Source organism: Vibrio echinoideorum (assembly GCF_024347455.1).
Classification (GTDB): Bacteria; Pseudomonadota; Gammaproteobacteria; order Enterobacterales; family Vibrionaceae; genus Vibrio; species Vibrio echinoideorum.
The window spans coordinates 1,588,245-1,606,843 of record NZ_AP025483.1; the positions used below are offsets into that span (position 1 = coordinate 1,588,245).

Genomic DNA, 18,599 nt, shown 5'->3' on the forward strand with positions numbered 1-18,599 from the left:
CAAAAAAATCACGATCACTACGATTGTGCTCGTAAATGGTTGTCAATTTGTTAACCGATCACTGTGCGTTCTATGGTGTTTTTAAGCACTTACAACGTCTACTAATATCTCAATTATTTTACGTTAACACAATAACTTATCTCACTTTTGAGAGTGTTTTAAATGTTGTTCTGTGTGATCTTTGTCATTGGTGTGTACATGGCTTTGTTAAATAATGCATTCATAACTATGAATTATATAGTTTTAAGTGTTATATTTTACCTAATATTATAAATAAAATGTCACTATTTTGACGTTTTGATTGAAAATCGGTTTTAGGGGTTTATATGGACATGACAGTATTGAATGCGAGCGGTGCATTGGCACTTGGTCAACGCATTGTTATTTCGGTAGATGGTACAATCAAAATTTTAGACGATGGCCAGCCCTTGCAAGCTGGGGATGTCGTTTTAGAATCCCAAAATGGAAGCTCTGAACCTCAGATTTCAGTCAAGCGTTTTTCGCCTGAAGATGGCGGTGAGGTTGAGCTCGACCAAGACATTGCAGATATCTTTGCTGCTCTAGAAGAAGGTCAAGACCCTACAGAATTAGGGGAAGAGTTCGCAACGGCCGCCGGTGAAAGTGGTTCTAGCCTGGTGAGTAGCGGAACGATTGAACGTGACGGCGATGAAACTATTCCAGGTACCGAATTCGTAACGACAGGTTTTGAAGCGCTGGGTATGTCTCGAACTCAAAGCTTGAGCCTTCTTGACGCTTTCCGCTCGGTTGAGCAACCTAACAACGCGCCTACCTTTGTTGACAACAATAACTCTCCTGTCGGCGACGCTCTCTCATTTACAACCGATGAAGATACCCCAGTAAACGGAACCCTTTCAGCTTCAGACGAAGACGGTGACTCTCTGTCTTTCACCAAAGCCACTGATCCCTCAAACGGAACTGTTGTTGTCGATGAAAACGGTGACTGGACCTATACACCTAATGAAAACTACAACGGTGATGATAGCTTTACGGTTGTTGTCTCCGACGACCAAGGTGGCACGGACACCATAACCGTCAATGTCGGCGTTACTCCAGTCAATGACTTACCTGTCGGTGACGATATCTCAGTCACCACAGATGAAGATACTCCAGTAAGTGGATCACTCACTGCAACCGATGCAGATAACGATCAGTTAACGTTTAGCAAAGGCACAGAACCGTCGAATGGCTCGGTAGTCGTTGACGAAAATGGTAATTGGACATACACCCCAGACGAGAACTACAACGGCAGCGATAGCTTTACTGTTGTGGTTGATGACGGTCAGGACGGTACAGATACCATCACTGTTGATGTTGGAGTGACGCCAGTCAACGACACGTTCGTTGATGCGGATGAAAGCATCAATGTTGCAGAAGACAGTGGTGAGAATACGGGCAACGTTCTAACGGGCACCTCAAGCCCGGATGGCGACGTCACGGTGACGACGTTCAGTGTGGGTAACCAGACGGTGAACGCAGGCGAAAGCATCACGGTGGACGGCAAAGGCACCATCAGCATCGACAGTGAGGGTAACTACACCTTCACGCCAGTGACGAACTACAACGGCGCGTTCCCAACGGTCACGTACACCATGACCGACGGTCTGGAAGTGGATGGCACGCCATTAGAAACGTCGACGTTGGATCTGACGGTGACGCCAGTCAACGACACGTTCGTTGATGCGGATGAAAGCATCAATGTTGCAGAAGACAGTGGTGAGAATACGGGCAACGTTCTAACGGGCACCTCAAGCCCGGATGGCGACGTCACGGTGACGACGTTCAGTGTGGGTAACCAGACGGTGAACGCAGGCGAAAGCATCACGGTGGACGGCAAAGGCACCATCAGCATCGACAGTGAGGGTAACTACACCTTCACGCCAGTGACGAACTACAACGGCGCGTTCCCAACGGTCACGTACACCATGACCGACGGTCTGGAAGTGGATGGCACGCCATTAGAAACGTCGACGTTGGATCTGACGGTGACGCCAGTCAACGACACGTTCGTTGATGCGGATGAAAGCATCAATGTTGCAGAAGACAGTGGTGAGAATACGGGCAACGTTCTAACGGGCACCTCAAGCCCGGATGGCGACGTCACGGTGACGACGTTCAGTGTGGGTAACCAGACGGTGAACGCAGGCGAAAGCATCACGGTGGACGGCAAAGGCACCATCAGCATCGACAGTGAGGGTAACTACACCTTCACGCCAGTGACGAACTACAACGGCGCGTTCCCAACGGTCACGTACACCATGACCGACGGTCTGGAAGTGGATGGCACGCCATTAGAAACGTCGACGTTGGATCTGACGGTGACGCCAGTCAACGACACGTTCGTTGATGCGGATGAAAGCATCAATGTTGCAGAAGACAGTGGTGAGAATACGGGCAACGTTCTAACGGGCACCTCAAGCCCGGATGGCGACGTCACGGTGACGACGTTCAGTGTGGGTAACCAGACGGTGAACGCAGGCGAAAGCATCACGGTGGACGGCAAAGGCACCATCAGCATCGACAGTGAGGGTAACTACACCTTCACGCCAGTGACGAACTACAACGGCGCGTTCCCAACGGTCACGTACACCATGACCGACGGTCTGGAAGTGGATGGCACGCCATTAGAAACGTCGACGTTGGATCTGACGGTGACGCCAGTCAACGACACGTTCGTTGATGCGGATGAAAGCATCAATGTTGCAGAAGACAGTGGTGAGAATACGGGCAACGTTCTAACGGGCACCTCAAGCCCGGATGGCGACGTCACGGTGACGACGTTCAGTGTGGGTAACCAGACGGTGAACGCAGGCGAAAGCATCACGGTGGACGGCAAAGGCACCATCAGCATCGACAGTGAGGGTAACTACACCTTCACGCCAGTGACGAACTACAACGGCGCGTTCCCAACGGTCACGTACACCATGACCGACGGTCTGGAAGTGGATGGCACGCCATTAGAAACGTCGACGTTGGATCTGACGGTGACGCCAGTCAACGACACGTTCGTTGATGCGGATGAAAGCATCAATGTTGCAGAAGACAGTGGTGAGAATACGGGCAACGTTCTAACGGGCACCTCAAGCCCGGATGGCGACGTCACGGTGACGACGTTCAGTGTGGGTAACCAGACGGTGAACGCAGGCGAAAGCATCACGGTGGACGGCAAAGGCACCATCAGCATCGACAGTGAGGGTAACTACACCTTCACGCCAGTGACGAACTACAACGGCGCGTTCCCAACGGTCACGTACACCATGACCGACGGTCTGGAAGTGGATGGCACGCCATTAGAAACGTCGACGTTGGATCTGACGGTGACGCCAGTCAACGACACGTTCGTTGATGCGGATGAAAGCATCAATGTTGCAGAAGACAGTGGTGAGAATACGGGCAACGTTCTAACGGGCACCTCAAGCCCGGATGGCGACGTCACGGTGACGACGTTCAGTGTGGGTAACCAGACGGTGAACGCAGGCGAAAGCATCACGGTGGACGGCAAAGGCACCATCAGCATCGACAGTGAGGGTAACTACACCTTCACGCCAGTGACGAACTACAACGGCGCGTTCCCAACGGTCACGTACACCATGACCGACGGTCTGGAAGTGGATGGCACGCCATTAGAAACGTCGACGTTGGATCTGACGGTGACGCCAGTCAACGACACGTTCGTTGATGCGGATGAAAGCATCAATGTTGCAGAAGACAGTGGTGAGAATACGGGCAACGTTCTAACGGGCACCTCAAGCCCGGATGGCGACGTCACGGTGACGACGTTCAGTGTGGGTAACCAGACGGTGAACGCAGGCGAAAGCATCACGGTGGACGGCAAAGGCACCATCAGCATCGACAGTGAGGGTAACTACACCTTCACGCCAGTGACGAACTACAACGGCGCGTTCCCAACGGTCACGTACACCATGACCGACGGTCTGGAAGTGGATGGCACGCCATTAGAAACGTCGACGTTGGATCTGACGGTGACGCCAGTCAACGACACGTTCGTTGATGCGGATGAAAGCATCAATGTTGCAGAAGACAGTGGTGAGAATACGGGCAACGTTCTAACGGGCACCTCAAGCCCGGATGGCGACGTCACGGTGACGACGTTCAGTGTGGGTAACCAGACGGTGAACGCAGGCGAAAGCATCACGGTGGACGGCAAAGGCACCATCAGCATCGACAGTGAGGGTAACTACACCTTCACGCCAGTGACGAACTACAACGGCGCGTTCCCAACGGTCACGTACACCATGACCGACGGTCTGGAAGTGGATGGCACGCCATTAGAAACGTCGACGTTGGATCTGACGGTGACGCCAGTCAACGACACGTTCGTTGATGCGGATGAAAGCATCAATGTTGCAGAAGACAGTGGTGAGAATACGGGCAACGTTCTAACGGGCACCTCAAGCCCGGATGGCGACGTCACGGTGACGACGTTCAGTGTGGGTAACCAGACGGTGAACGCAGGCGAAAGCATCACGGTGGACGGCAAAGGCACCATCAGCATCGACAGTGAGGGTAACTACACCTTCACGCCAGTGACGAACTACAACGGCGCGTTCCCAACGGTCACGTACACCATGACCGACGGTCTGGAAGTGGATGGCACGCCATTAGAAACGTCGACGTTGGATCTGACGGTGACGCCAGTCAACGACACGTTCGTTGATGCGGATGAAAGCATCAATGTTGCAGAAGACAGTGGTGAGAATACGGGCAACGTTCTAACGGGCACCTCAAGCCCGGATGGCGACGTCACGGTGACGACGTTCAGTGTGGGTAACCAGACGGTGAACGCAGGCGAAAGCATCACGGTGGACGGCAAAGGCACCATCAGCATCGACAGTGAGGGTAACTACACCTTCACGCCAGTGACGAACTACAACGGCGCGTTCCCAACGGTCACGTACACCATGACCGACGGTCTGGAAGTGGATGGCACGCCATTAGAAACGTCGACGTTGGATCTGACGGTGACGCCAGTCAACGACACGTTCGTTGATGCGGATGAAAGCATCAATGTTGCAGAAGACAGTGGTGAGAATACGGGCAACGTTCTAACGGGCACCTCAAGCCCGGATGGCGACGTCACGGTGACGACGTTCAGTGTGGGTAACCAGACGGTGAACGCAGGCGAAAGCATCACGGTGGACGGCAAAGGCACCATCAGCATCGACAGTGAGGGTAACTACACCTTCACGCCAGTGACGAACTACAACGGCGCGTTCCCAACGGTCACGTACACCATGACCGACGGTCTGGAAGTGGATGGCACGCCATTAGAAACGTCGACGTTGGATCTGACGGTGACGCCAGTCAACGACACGTTCGTTGATGCGGATGAAAGCATCAATGTTGCAGAAGACAGTGGTGAGAATACGGGCAACGTTCTAACGGGCACCTCAAGCCCGGATGGCGACGTCACGGTGACGACGTTCAGTGTGGGTAACCAGACGGTGAACGCAGGCGAAAGCATCACGGTGGACGGCAAAGGCACCATCAGCATCGACAGTGAGGGTAACTACACCTTCACGCCAGTGACGAACTACAACGGCGCGTTCCCAACGGTCACGTACACCATGACCGACGGTCTGGAAGTGGATGGCACGCCATTAGAAACGTCGACGTTGGATCTGACGGTGACGCCAGTCAACGACACGTTCGTTGATGCGGATGAAAGCATCAATGTTGCAGAAGACAGTGGTGAGAATACGGGCAACGTTCTAACGGGCACCTCAAGCCCGGATGGCGACGTCACGGTGACGACGTTCAGTGTGGGTAACCAGACGGTGAACGCAGGCGAAAGCATCACGGTGGACGGCAAAGGCACCATCAGCATCGACAGTGAGGGTAACTACACCTTCACGCCAGTGACGAACTACAACGGCGCGTTCCCAACGGTCACGTACACCATGACCGACGGTCTGGAAGTGGATGGCACGCCATTAGAAACGTCGACGTTGGATCTGACGGTGACGCCAGTCAACGACACGTTCGTTGATGCGGATGAAAGCATCAATGTTGCAGAAGACAGTGGTGAGAATACGGGCAACGTTCTAACGGGCACCTCAAGCCCGGATGGCGACGTCACGGTGACGACGTTCAGTGTGGGTAACCAGACGGTGAACGCAGGCGAAAGCATCACGGTGGACGGCAAAGGCACCATCAGCATCGACAGTGAGGGTAACTACACCTTCACGCCAGTGACGAACTACAACGGCGCGTTCCCAACGGTCACGTACACCATGACCGACGGTCTGGAAGTGGATGGCACGCCATTAGAAACGTCGACGTTGGATCTGACGGTGACGCCAGTCAACGACACGTTCGTTGATGCGGATGAAAGCATCAATGTTGCAGAAGACAGTGGTGAGAATACGGGCAACGTTCTAACGGGCACCTCAAGCCCGGATGGCGACGTCACGGTGACGACGTTCAGTGTGGGTAACCAGACGGTGAACGCAGGCGAAAGCATCACGGTGGACGGCAAAGGCACCATCAGCATCGACAGTGAGGGTAACTACACCTTCACGCCAGTGACGAACTACAACGGCGCGTTCCCAACGGTCACGTACACCATGACCGACGGTCTGGAAGTGGATGGCACGCCATTAGAAACGTCGACGTTGGATCTGACGGTGACGCCAGTCAACGACACGTTCGTTGATGCGGATGAAAGCATCAATGTTGCAGAAGACAGTGGTGAGAATACGGGCAACGTTCTAACGGGCACCTCAAGCCCGGATGGCGACGTCACGGTGACGACGTTCAGTGTGGGTAACCAGACGGTGAACGCAGGCGAAAGCATCACGGTGGACGGCAAAGGCACCATCAGCATCGACAGTGAGGGTAACTACACCTTCACGCCAGTGACGAACTACAACGGCGCGTTCCCAACGGTCACGTACACCATGACCGACGGTCTGGAAGTGGATGGCACGCCATTAGAAACGTCGACGTTGGATCTGACGGTGACGCCAGTCAACGACACGTTCGTTGATGCGGATGAAAGCATCAATGTTGCAGAAGACAGTGGTGAGAATACGGGCAACGTTCTAACGGGCACCTCAAGCCCGGATGGCGACGTCACGGTGACGACGTTCAGTGTGGGTAACCAGACGGTGAACGCAGGCGAAAGCATCACGGTGGACGGCAAAGGCACCATCAGCATCGACAGTGAGGGTAACTACACCTTCACGCCAGTGACGAACTACAACGGCGCGTTCCCAACGGTCACGTACACCATGACCGACGGTCTGGAAGTGGATGGCACGCCATTAGAAACGTCGACGTTGGATCTGACGGTGACGCCAGTCAACGACACGTTCGTTGATGCGGATGAAAGCATCAATGTTGCAGAAGACAGTGGTGAGAATACGGGCAACGTTCTAACGGGCACCTCAAGCCCGGATGGCGACGTCACGGTGACGACGTTCAGTGTGGGTAACCAGACGGTGAACGCAGGCGAAAGCATCACGGTGGACGGCAAAGGCACCATCAGCATCGACAGTGAGGGTAACTACACCTTCACGCCAGTGACGAACTACAACGGCGCGTTCCCAACGGTCACGTACACCATGACCGACGGTCTGGAAGTGGATGGCACGCCATTAGAAACGTCGACGTTGGATCTGACGGTGACGCCAGTCAACGACACGTTCGTTGATGCGGATGAAAGCATCAATGTTGCAGAAGACAGTGGTGAGAATACGGGCAACGTTCTAACGGGCACCTCAAGCCCGGATGGCGACGTCACGGTGACGACGTTCAGTGTGGGTAACCAGACGGTGAACGCAGGCGAAAGCATCACGGTGGACGGCAAAGGCACCATCAGCATCGACAGTGAGGGTAACTACACCTTCACGCCAGTGACGAACTACAACGGCGCGTTCCCAACGGTCACGTACACCATGACCGACGGTCTGGAAGTGGATGGCACGCCATTAGAAACGTCGACGTTGGATCTGACGGTGACGCCAGTCAACGACACGTTCGTTGATGCGGATGAAAGCATCAATGTTGCAGAAGACAGTGGTGAGAATACGGGCAACGTTCTAACGGGCACCTCAAGCCCGGATGGCGACGTCACGGTGACGACGTTCAGTGTGGGTAACCAGACGGTGAACGCAGGCGAAAGCATCACGGTGGACGGCAAAGGCACCATCAGCATCGACAGTGAGGGTAACTACACCTTCACGCCAGTGACGAACTACAACGGCGCGTTCCCAACGGTCACGTACACCATGACCGACGGTCTGGAAGTGGATGGCACGCCATTAGAAACGTCGACGTTGGATCTGACGGTGACGCCAGTCAACGACACGTTCGTTGATGCGGATGAAAGCATCAATGTTGCAGAAGACAGTGGTGAGAATACGGGCAACGTTCTAACGGGCACCTCAAGCCCGGATGGCGACGTCACGGTGACGACGTTCAGTGTGGGTAACCAGACGGTGAACGCAGGCGAAAGCATCACGGTGGACGGCAAAGGCACCATCAGCATCGACAGTGAGGGTAACTACACCTTCACGCCAGTGACGAACTACAACGGCGCGTTCCCAACGGTCACGTACACCATGACCGACGGTCTGGAAGTGGATGGCACGCCATTAGAAACGTCGACGTTGGATCTGACGGTGACGCCAGTCAACGACACGTTCGTTGATGCGGATGAAAGCATCAATGTTGCAGAAGACAGTGGTGAGAATACGGGCAACGTTCTAACGGGCACCTCAAGCCCGGATGGCGACGTCACGGTGACGACGTTCAGTGTGGGTAACCAGACGGTGAACGCAGGCGAAAGCATCACGGTGGACGGCAAAGGCACCATCAGCATCGACAGTGAGGGTAACTACACCTTCACGCCAGTGACGAACTACAACGGCGCGTTCCCAACGGTCACGTACACCATGACCGACGGTCTGGAAGTGGATGGCACGCCATTAGAAACGTCGACGTTGGATCTGACGGTGACGCCAGTCAACGACACGTTCGTTGATGCGGATGAAAGCATCAATGTTGCAGAAGACAGTGGTGAGAATACGGGCAACGTTCTAACGGGCACCTCAAGCCCGGATGGCGACGTCACGGTGACGACGTTCAGTGTGGGTAACCAGACGGTGAACGCAGGCGAAAGCATCACGGTGGACGGCAAAGGCACCATCAGCATCGACAGTGAGGGTAACTACACCTTCACGCCAGTGACGAACTACAACGGCGCGTTCCCAACGGTCACGTACACCATGACCGACGGTCTGGAAGTGGATGGCACGCCATTAGAAACGTCGACGTTGGATCTGACGGTGACGCCAGTCAACGACACGTTCGTTGATGCGGATGAAAGCATCAATGTTGCAGAAGACAGTGGTGAGAATACGGGCAACGTTCTAACGGGCACCTCAAGCCCGGATGGCGACGTCACGGTGACGACGTTCAGTGTGGGTAACCAGACGGTGAACGCAGGCGAAAGCATCACGGTGGACGGCAAAGGCACCATCAGCATCGACAGTGAGGGTAACTACACCTTCACGCCAGTGACGAACTACAACGGCGCGTTCCCAACGGTCACGTACACCATGACCGACGGTCTGGAAGTGGATGGCACGCCATTAGAAACGTCGACGTTGGATCTGACGGTGACGCCAGTCAACGACACGTTCGTTGATGCGGATGAAAGCATCAATGTTGCAGAAGACAGTGGTGAGAATACGGGCAACGTTCTAACGGGCACCTCAAGCCCGGATGGCGACGTCACGGTGACGACGTTCAGTGTGGGTAACCAGACGGTGAACGCAGGCGAAAGCATCACGGTGGACGGCAAAGGCACCATCAGCATCGACAGTGAGGGTAACTACACCTTCACGCCAGTGACGAACTACAACGGCGCGTTCCCAACGGTCACGTACACCATGACCGACGGTCTGGAAGTGGATGGCACGCCATTAGAAACGTCGACGTTGGATCTGACGGTGACGCCAGTCAACGACACGTTCGTTGATGCGGATGAAAGCATCAATGTTGCAGAAGACAGTGGTGAGAATACGGGCAACGTTCTAACGGGCACCTCAAGCCCGGATGGCGACGTCACGGTGACGACGTTCAGTGTGGGTAACCAGACGGTGAACGCAGGCGAAAGCATCACGGTGGACGGCAAAGGCACCATCAGCATCGACAGTGAGGGTAACTACACCTTCACGCCAGTGACGAACTACAACGGCGCGTTCCCAACGGTCACGTACACCATGACCGACGGTCTGGAAGTGGATGGCACGCCATTAGAAACGTCGACGTTGGATCTGACGGTGACGCCAGTCAACGACACGTTCGTTGATGCGGATGAAAGCATCAATGTTGCAGAAGACAGTGGTGAGAATACGGGCAACGTTCTAACGGGCACCTCAAGCCCGGATGGCGACGTCACGGTGACGACGTTCAGTGTGGGTAACCAGACGGTGAACGCAGGCGAAAGCATCACGGTGGACGGCAAAGGCACCATCAGCATCGACAGTGAGGGTAACTACACCTTCACGCCAGTGACGAACTACAACGGCGCGTTCCCAACGGTCACGTACACCATGACCGACGGTCTGGAAGTGGATGGCACGCCATTAGAAACGTCGACGTTGGATCTGACGGTGACGCCAGTCAACGACACGTTCGTTGATGCGGATGAAAGCATCAATGTTGCAGAAGACAGTGGTGAGAATACGGGCAACGTTCTAACGGGCACCTCAAGCCCGGATGGCGACGTCACGGTGACGACGTTCAGTGTGGGTAACCAGACGGTGAACGCAGGCGAAAGCATCACGGTGGACGGCAAAGGCACCATCAGCATCGACAGTGAGGGTAACTACACCTTCACGCCAGTGACGAACTACAACGGCGCGTTCCCAACGGTCACGTACACCATGACCGACGGTCTGGAAGTGGATGGCACGCCATTAGAAACGTCGACGTTGGATCTGACGGTGACGCCAGTCAACGACACGTTCGTTGATGCGGATGAAAGCATCAATGTTGCAGAAGACAGTGGTGAGAATACGGGCAACGTTCTAACGGGCACCTCAAGCCCGGATGGCGACGTCACGGTGACGACGTTCAGTGTGGGTAACCAGACGGTGAACGCAGGCGAAAGCATCACGGTGGACGGCAAAGGCACCATCAGCATCGACAGTGAGGGTAACTACACCTTCACGCCAGTGACGAACTACAACGGCGCGTTCCCAACGGTCACGTACACCATGACCGACGGTCTGGAAGTGGATGGCACGCCATTAGAAACGTCGACGTTGGATCTGACGGTGACGCCAGTCAACGACACGTTCGTTGATGCGGATGAAAGCATCAATGTTGCAGAAGACAGTGGTGAGAATACGGGCAACGTTCTAACGGGCACCTCAAGCCCGGATGGCGACGTCACGGTGACGACGTTCAGTGTGGGTAACCAGACGGTGAACGCAGGCGAAAGCATCACGGTGGACGGCAAAGGCACCATCAGCATCGACAGTGAGGGTAACTACACCTTCACGCCAGTGACGAACTACAACGGCGCGTTCCCAACGGTCACGTACACCATGACCGACGGTCTGGAAGTGGATGGCACGCCATTAGAAACGTCGACGTTGGATCTGACGGTGACGCCAGTCAACGACACGTTCGTTGATGCGGATGAAAGCATCAATGTTGCAGAAGACAGTGGTGAGAATACGGGCAACGTTCTAACGGGCACCTCAAGCCCGGATGGCGACGTCACGGTGACGACGTTCAGTGTGGGTAACCAGACGGTGAACGCAGGCGAAAGCATCACGGTGGACGGCAAAGGCACCATCAGCATCGACAGTGAGGGTAACTACACCTTCACGCCAGTGACGAACTACAACGGCGCGTTCCCAACGGTCACGTACACCATGACCGACGGTCTGGAAGTGGATGGCACGCCATTAGAAACGTCGACGTTGGATCTGACGGTGACGCCAGTCAACGACACGTTCGTTGATGCGGATGAAAGCATCAATGTTGCAGAAGACAGTGGTGAGAATACGGGCAACGTTCTAACGGGCACCTCAAGCCCGGATGGCGACGTCACGGTGACGACGTTCAGTGTGGGTAACCAGACGGTGAACGCAGGCGAAAGCATCACGGTGGACGGCAAAGGCACCATCAGCATCGACAGTGAGGGTAACTACACCTTCACGCCAGTGACGAACTACAACGGCGCGTTCCCAACGGTCACGTACACCATGACCGACGGTCTGGAAGTGGATGGCACGCCATTAGAAACGTCGACGTTGGATCTGACGGTGACGCCAGTCAACGACACGTTCGTTGATGCGGATGAAAGCATCAATGTTGCAGAAGACAGTGGTGAGAATACGGGCAACGTTCTAACGGGCACCTCAAGCCCGGATGGCGACGTCACGGTGACGACGTTCAGTGTGGGTAACCAGACGGTGAACGCAGGCGAAAGCATCACGGTGGACGGCAAAGGCACCATCAGCATCGACAGTGAGGGTAACTACACCTTCACGCCAGTGACGAACTACAACGGCGCGTTCCCAACGGTCACGTACACCATGACCGACGGTCTGGAAGTGGATGGCACGCCATTAGAAACGTCGACGTTGGATCTGACGGTGACGCCAGTCAACGACACGTTCGTTGATGCGGATGAAAGCATCAATGTTGCAGAAGACAGTGGTGAGAATACGGGCAACGTTCTAACGGGCACCTCAAGCCCGGATGGCGACGTCACGGTGACGACGTTCAGTGTGGGTAACCAGACGGTGAACGCAGGCGAAAGCATCACGGTGGACGGCAAAGGCACCATCAGCATCGACAGTGAGGGTAACTACACCTTCACGCCAGTGACGAACTACAACGGCGCGTTCCCAACGGTCACGTACACCATGACCGACGGTCTGGAAGTGGATGGCACGCCATTAGAAACGTCGACGTTGGATCTGACGGTGACGCCAGTCAACGACACGTTCGTTGATGCGGATGAAAGCATCAATGTTGCAGAAGACAGTGGTGAGAATACGGGCAACGTTCTAACGGGCACCTCAAGCCCGGATGGCGACGTCACGGTGACGACGTTCAGTGTGGGTAACCAGACGGTGAACGCAGGCGAAAGCATCACGGTGGACGGCAAAGGCACCATCAGCATCGACAGTGAGGGTAACTACACCTTCACGCCAGTGACGAACTACAACGGCGCGTTCCCAACGGTCACGTACACCATGACCGACGGTCTGGAAGTGGATGGCACGCCATTAGAAACGTCGACGTTGGATCTGACGGTGACGCCAGTCAACGACACGTTCGTTGATGCGGATGAAAGCATCAATGTTGCAGAAGACAGTGGTGAGAATACGGGCAACGTTCTAACGGGCACCTCAAGCCCGGATGGCGACGTCACGGTGACGACGTTCAGTGTGGGTAACCAGACGGTGAACGCAGGCGAAAGCATCACGGTGGACGGCAAAGGCACCATCAGCATCGACAGTGAGGGTAACTACACCTTCACGCCAGTGACGAACTACAACGGCGCGTTCCCAACGGTCACGTACACCATGACCGACGGTCTGGAAGTGGATGGCACGCCATTAGAAACGTCGACGTTGGATCTGACGGTGACGCCAGTCAACGACGGCCCAACCATCGATGTGGTGGCAAAGCCTACGTTCAATGAAAACGACGCGGCGGTAGATACCGTGGTGGCGACGTTCACGGCGTCGGATGAAGAAGACGGCACACCAAGTGTTGCCTTCACCCCGGGCACAAACACCGATAGTTACTACGCGATCAGCGGCACCGATGTGGTACTGACGCAAGCGGGTGTTGACGCGGTGAATGCAGGCGAGACACTACCAGCGGTGAGCCTAACGGCGACCGATAGCGACAATGCGACGGCGGTAGACAGCGATACACCAACTTATAACTCTGTTGACGCTATAGATGATGGTTCGTTAAGCCAGGAATACACTGCTTTTGCCGATTTCACTGATGGTATTACGATTCCAACTGGAAGTGATGGCGAACCTCTGTTCTCGATTGAAGCCATTACTTATGACTCAGATGGTAATGAGACATCAGGGACTATATCTGAATTAAGTGGCTTTGGAATTGGTGTCGCAGGCTCTATTAGGGATAGCGGACAAATTGCTGATCAGATTGAATATGATCCTGGATCTGACACCTCTGAAAAAATTAAATTTGAATTTAGTGAGCTAGCTAATAATGTCGATTTTAGCGTTTCACGACTTTTTGGTAGTGAAAATGAAGGAGAACAAGGTGCTTGGTCTGCATATTATAATGGAGAGCTTGTCGCTTCAGGAGTATTCAAAACGGATTCTGGCGCTTCTACGGGCGACTTTAACATCGACACCGGTGATATTGTATTTGATACGTTAGTCTTCGAAGCAGATTCGAATGGTGTACGAGTTGGGGATTCTTCTGATTATGTCTTATCTTCAATTCGCGTTACCGGAATAGATCTAGGTGATGGTGCCATCATTGTTGATGAAGACGACGGCGTATCTGTGACCGACGCTAATGCAGGGCTTCTTGCAAACGATATCGATGATCAAAATGATACCTTTTCATTGACCGCTGTAAATGGCCAGACGATTACTAATGGTTCAGTTGTTACTCTTCCAAGTGGCGCATTGCTTACTGTTTATGCCGATGGGACTTACGACTATGACACCAACGACGTCTATGATTACTTGCAAGCTGGGGAACTAACGACTGAGAGCTTCACATATACAATTACAGATGAACATGGCGCAACAGATACTGCGACAGCAACTATTAATATTATTGGTAGTAATGACGCTCCTAGCGGAAATCCAGATACCGCAACTCTCGAAGAAGGTAGCACAGTCACCTTTACGTCTGATCAGTTGTTAGTTAACGATGTTGATAACGATGACACGAATTTGGCTGTTCTTTCGCTAGCAAGTGATTCGTCTGGTACAAATGAGGTTGATATATCCTCTCCAGGTTCGACGTTCTCTACAAGTTTAGGTGGGACGGTAACTATAAATGATGATGGTTCATTTAGTTATCAAGCTCCTCAAGGCCAGGATCATACTCAAGGCGTAGCAATAACTGATTCCATTTATTATTTAGTTACTGATGGCCAAGGAAACTCCAATTGGACTGAGATCGAAATCGCGATCACGGATAGTGGACCGACTGCGGTTGATGACTTTGATAGTGTTGGCTTTGGCGGTTTAGGCTTCGGTAACTTGATCTCTGGTGAAAACGATGGTTCGGGTAAGGATGACTTAGGTAGTGATGTTACTAAAGTAACCAGTATTACTTTCGATGGCCAAACATACAATGAATGGAACAGTAACGGCGAGATCGTCATTGATACAGGTACGGCTATTGCTACGTTTAATCAAGACGGCAGCTATAGCTACCAATCAACCCAAGCGGAAGGTCAAGTAGAGTTGTTTTCAACAAACGACATGCTAAATAACAATGGTATTGAACTGTATGCTTATAGCGATTATCAACAAGTTGATGTTACGAACCTAAATAGTAACTCTGCCAGTGTGGTGAACGTTGGCAATAAGGTTGGTATTTATTACGACAATGCCGCAGGAAACGGTAGTCAAATACGTTACGACGAAGCATTGGTTACTAAGTTTAGCGGTGAAGTTTCTGTAGCTAACTTTACTTTGAATGGCGTTGCTAACAGTGAGCAAGTGTTCTGGGAGGCATACGACGATCAGGGCTCTTTAATTGATAGTGGAACTGTAAGTAGTAACGACTTAACTATTGTTTCTGATAGTGGTTTTGAAACTGTGGTGCTTTATACCGGCACAACCAATAACTTTATGGTAGAGAGTGTTGAGGTTCAATACAGCGTAGGTTCGACTAATCAAGATACGTTCGAATACGAGTTGACTGATGCTGATGGTAGTGGGGCTTCAGCTCAATTGACAGTGACACAAGACTCATTACCGGTAGCTAAAGATAATAGCGAAGAGGTGTATGAGGCTGGTCTTGAATCAGGTACTGACTCTAATAGTGACACAAGTGTTGTTACCGGCAATATTCTAGACAATGATAGTGGTGTTAGTAGTTCGACGTCAATTAGCGCAGTTAACGGTCAGGCATCAGTAAATGGGGTCGTGGTCATTACTACAACTTACGGTACGTTGACTGTATATACTGACGACTCTAATGGCTTCCGTGCAGGCGATTTTGAGTATGAATTAACTAACACATCAATCGGTGATGATGTTGTAGATAGTTTTAGTTACACAATATCAAATAGCGTTGGTGTTACGGACAGTGCGCAGCTTAATATTAATATCGTTGATGATGTGCCTATTGTCAGTGATGTTGAACGTAACTTAACGACCACATCAGATCCTATAACAACAAATTTGACTTTTGTTCTTGACTTGTCAGGTAGTATGGATTATTCGGCTGGCAATGGGAAAAGCTATCTAGAAACGGCTATTGAAGCCCTGACAGCTCTTGTTAGCGAGGTCGATGATACCGGTGATGTCAATGTTCAAATAGTTACATTCTCAGGCAATAACATAGCCAATTCTGGTTGGTTATTAGATGATGTAGCTGATGTGATTACGTACCTCGAATCCTTGCAAGCAAGTGGCGGAACACTATATAGCGATGCACTAGAAAAAGTAATGGACAGCGGTGCTTTACCAACTTCTGATCAAAGTTTTGTGTACTTTATTTCAGATGGAGCTCCTAATGCAGGGGCGGAAGTCGACGGAGATCTTCAAGATGATTGGAACAGTTATTTAGACTCAGCAAACTATGATATTTCTTTCGCGATAGGTATAGGTAATGCACCTTTGGACGAACTTACACCAATCGCGCACTCAGCTGATGCAAGTGATAATGATAGTGATTATGCTGTTGTGGTTGATGATGCTGATGATTTGACCAATACAGTTTTAGAGTATTTTGACAACAACAGTATTAGTGGTGACGTTAAGCTTTTTGACGCGGAAGGTGGTATTTTAGAAGGAGCTGACGGGGTATCAATTACATCAATTGTCATCGATGGCATCGCTTATGAGTACGATGCGAGTTTACCTGAGATTACAGTTTCAACCGCTTTAGGAGGGGAGTTTAGGATTAATTTCGACTCAGGTGAGTATTATTACAGTATTGCCGTTGATCGAAATGTGCTAAACGAGAGTGAAGTTATTCAAGTGCAGGTTGAAGATGGAGATGGAGATCAGGACTCTTTAAAATTAACGCTCAATATCGATTACCATGCGACCATCGATGCAAACGTAAACAACATTATTACTAATTTGAACAGTGACTCTCCACTGTCTATCGATACTGATTATCTTACGCACTCAGACGCAATAACTTCAGATACCGTTGTTTCTAGTGTCGCAAGCTCTGAGGCTACAGTCACTCTTAACGGGGAAGCTGTTATTTTAGATAACGCTGAAAGTGGGGATGAATTCAGTTACGTGATTGATGGAAATGGAGTTTCAGATAGCGCTAATGTTGAAGTGAATTTTATCGACAGTTCTGTTTTATCAGGAACACAAGCTGATGATATTATTATAGGTAAGCCGACTAATAGTATAGGAGAATTGGCAACAATTACTGCTACCGTTCGTTCCGGTAATACTTACAATAACCCTAATCAATACGGATTTGCATTTTCTAGCTTGGCTGCTGGTTTGTCAGTAATGCAAATTAGTATTGACTTGAGTAGTATCGATAATAATGCTTATTGGGATATAAGCGATAGCTCCAATCCAATGAACCAAACAGAGTCAAAAGGCATCGAACAGACTGATAATATTTGGGATGCAATGAACTCGGACTCTTCAGTACTGATTGCTAATTTTGTTGATGGTGATTTTACAAGCGATGATGAGTTCTGGTTCACATTCGATACTGACAGTTTTGGCGGAGATCAAGGTAGTAGTTTTATAGGTGCATCTTTTGAAGTTGTTTTGAATGATGGGTCAGTGATAACTGGTACTTATGAGTCAGATGGAAATGGTGGTGCAATAGCAGTAGTCCAAAATTATGCTAGTGAACTCTATGGTTTCGATGGTGATGATGTATTGGTCGCAGATAATGGTAATGATCTTCTTGATGGTGGAGAGGGAGATGACCTATTAATCGGTGGATTAGGCAACGATATCCTAACTGGCGGCGACGGCGATGACCTATTCCAATGGGTTGATCAACCGTTCCAAGATGATGTTGATACAATTACCGACTTTGCTTTAGGCCAAGATCACTTAGATATATCTCAGTTATTGCCAACGGAAAATTCAATGTCAGATTTGCTTGAGCACATCACGATTGAAAAAGTGGATAACGGCGGTGGTGATAAAGATTTGGTTATCACTATCTCTGAAGACGCAAGTAATAGCGGTCAGACACAAACTATTGTACTCGATAATACGGGGAATCAGTTCGACTCTGTGAACGCTCAAGGTGATGGCAGTGTGATAAGCAGTGATTTGAGTAATTTGGTTAACCAACTCTTTGTGAACTTACCAGACCAATAACAAAAAAGGGCCGAAAGGCCCTTTTTTAATGTG

General features: G+C 51.5%; 1 protein-coding gene. It reads left to right on the forward strand.

Annotated elements, in window-relative coordinates:
* Window positions 1–326: 326 nt before the first annotated feature.
* On the forward strand, window positions 327–18,566 hold the full coding sequence (locus tag OCV36_RS07120) for a tandem-95 repeat protein (RefSeq protein ID WP_261887532.1): 18,240 nt from the start codon (window positions 327–329) through the stop codon (window positions 18,564–18,566).
* Window positions 18,567–18,599: the final 33 nt, after the last annotated feature.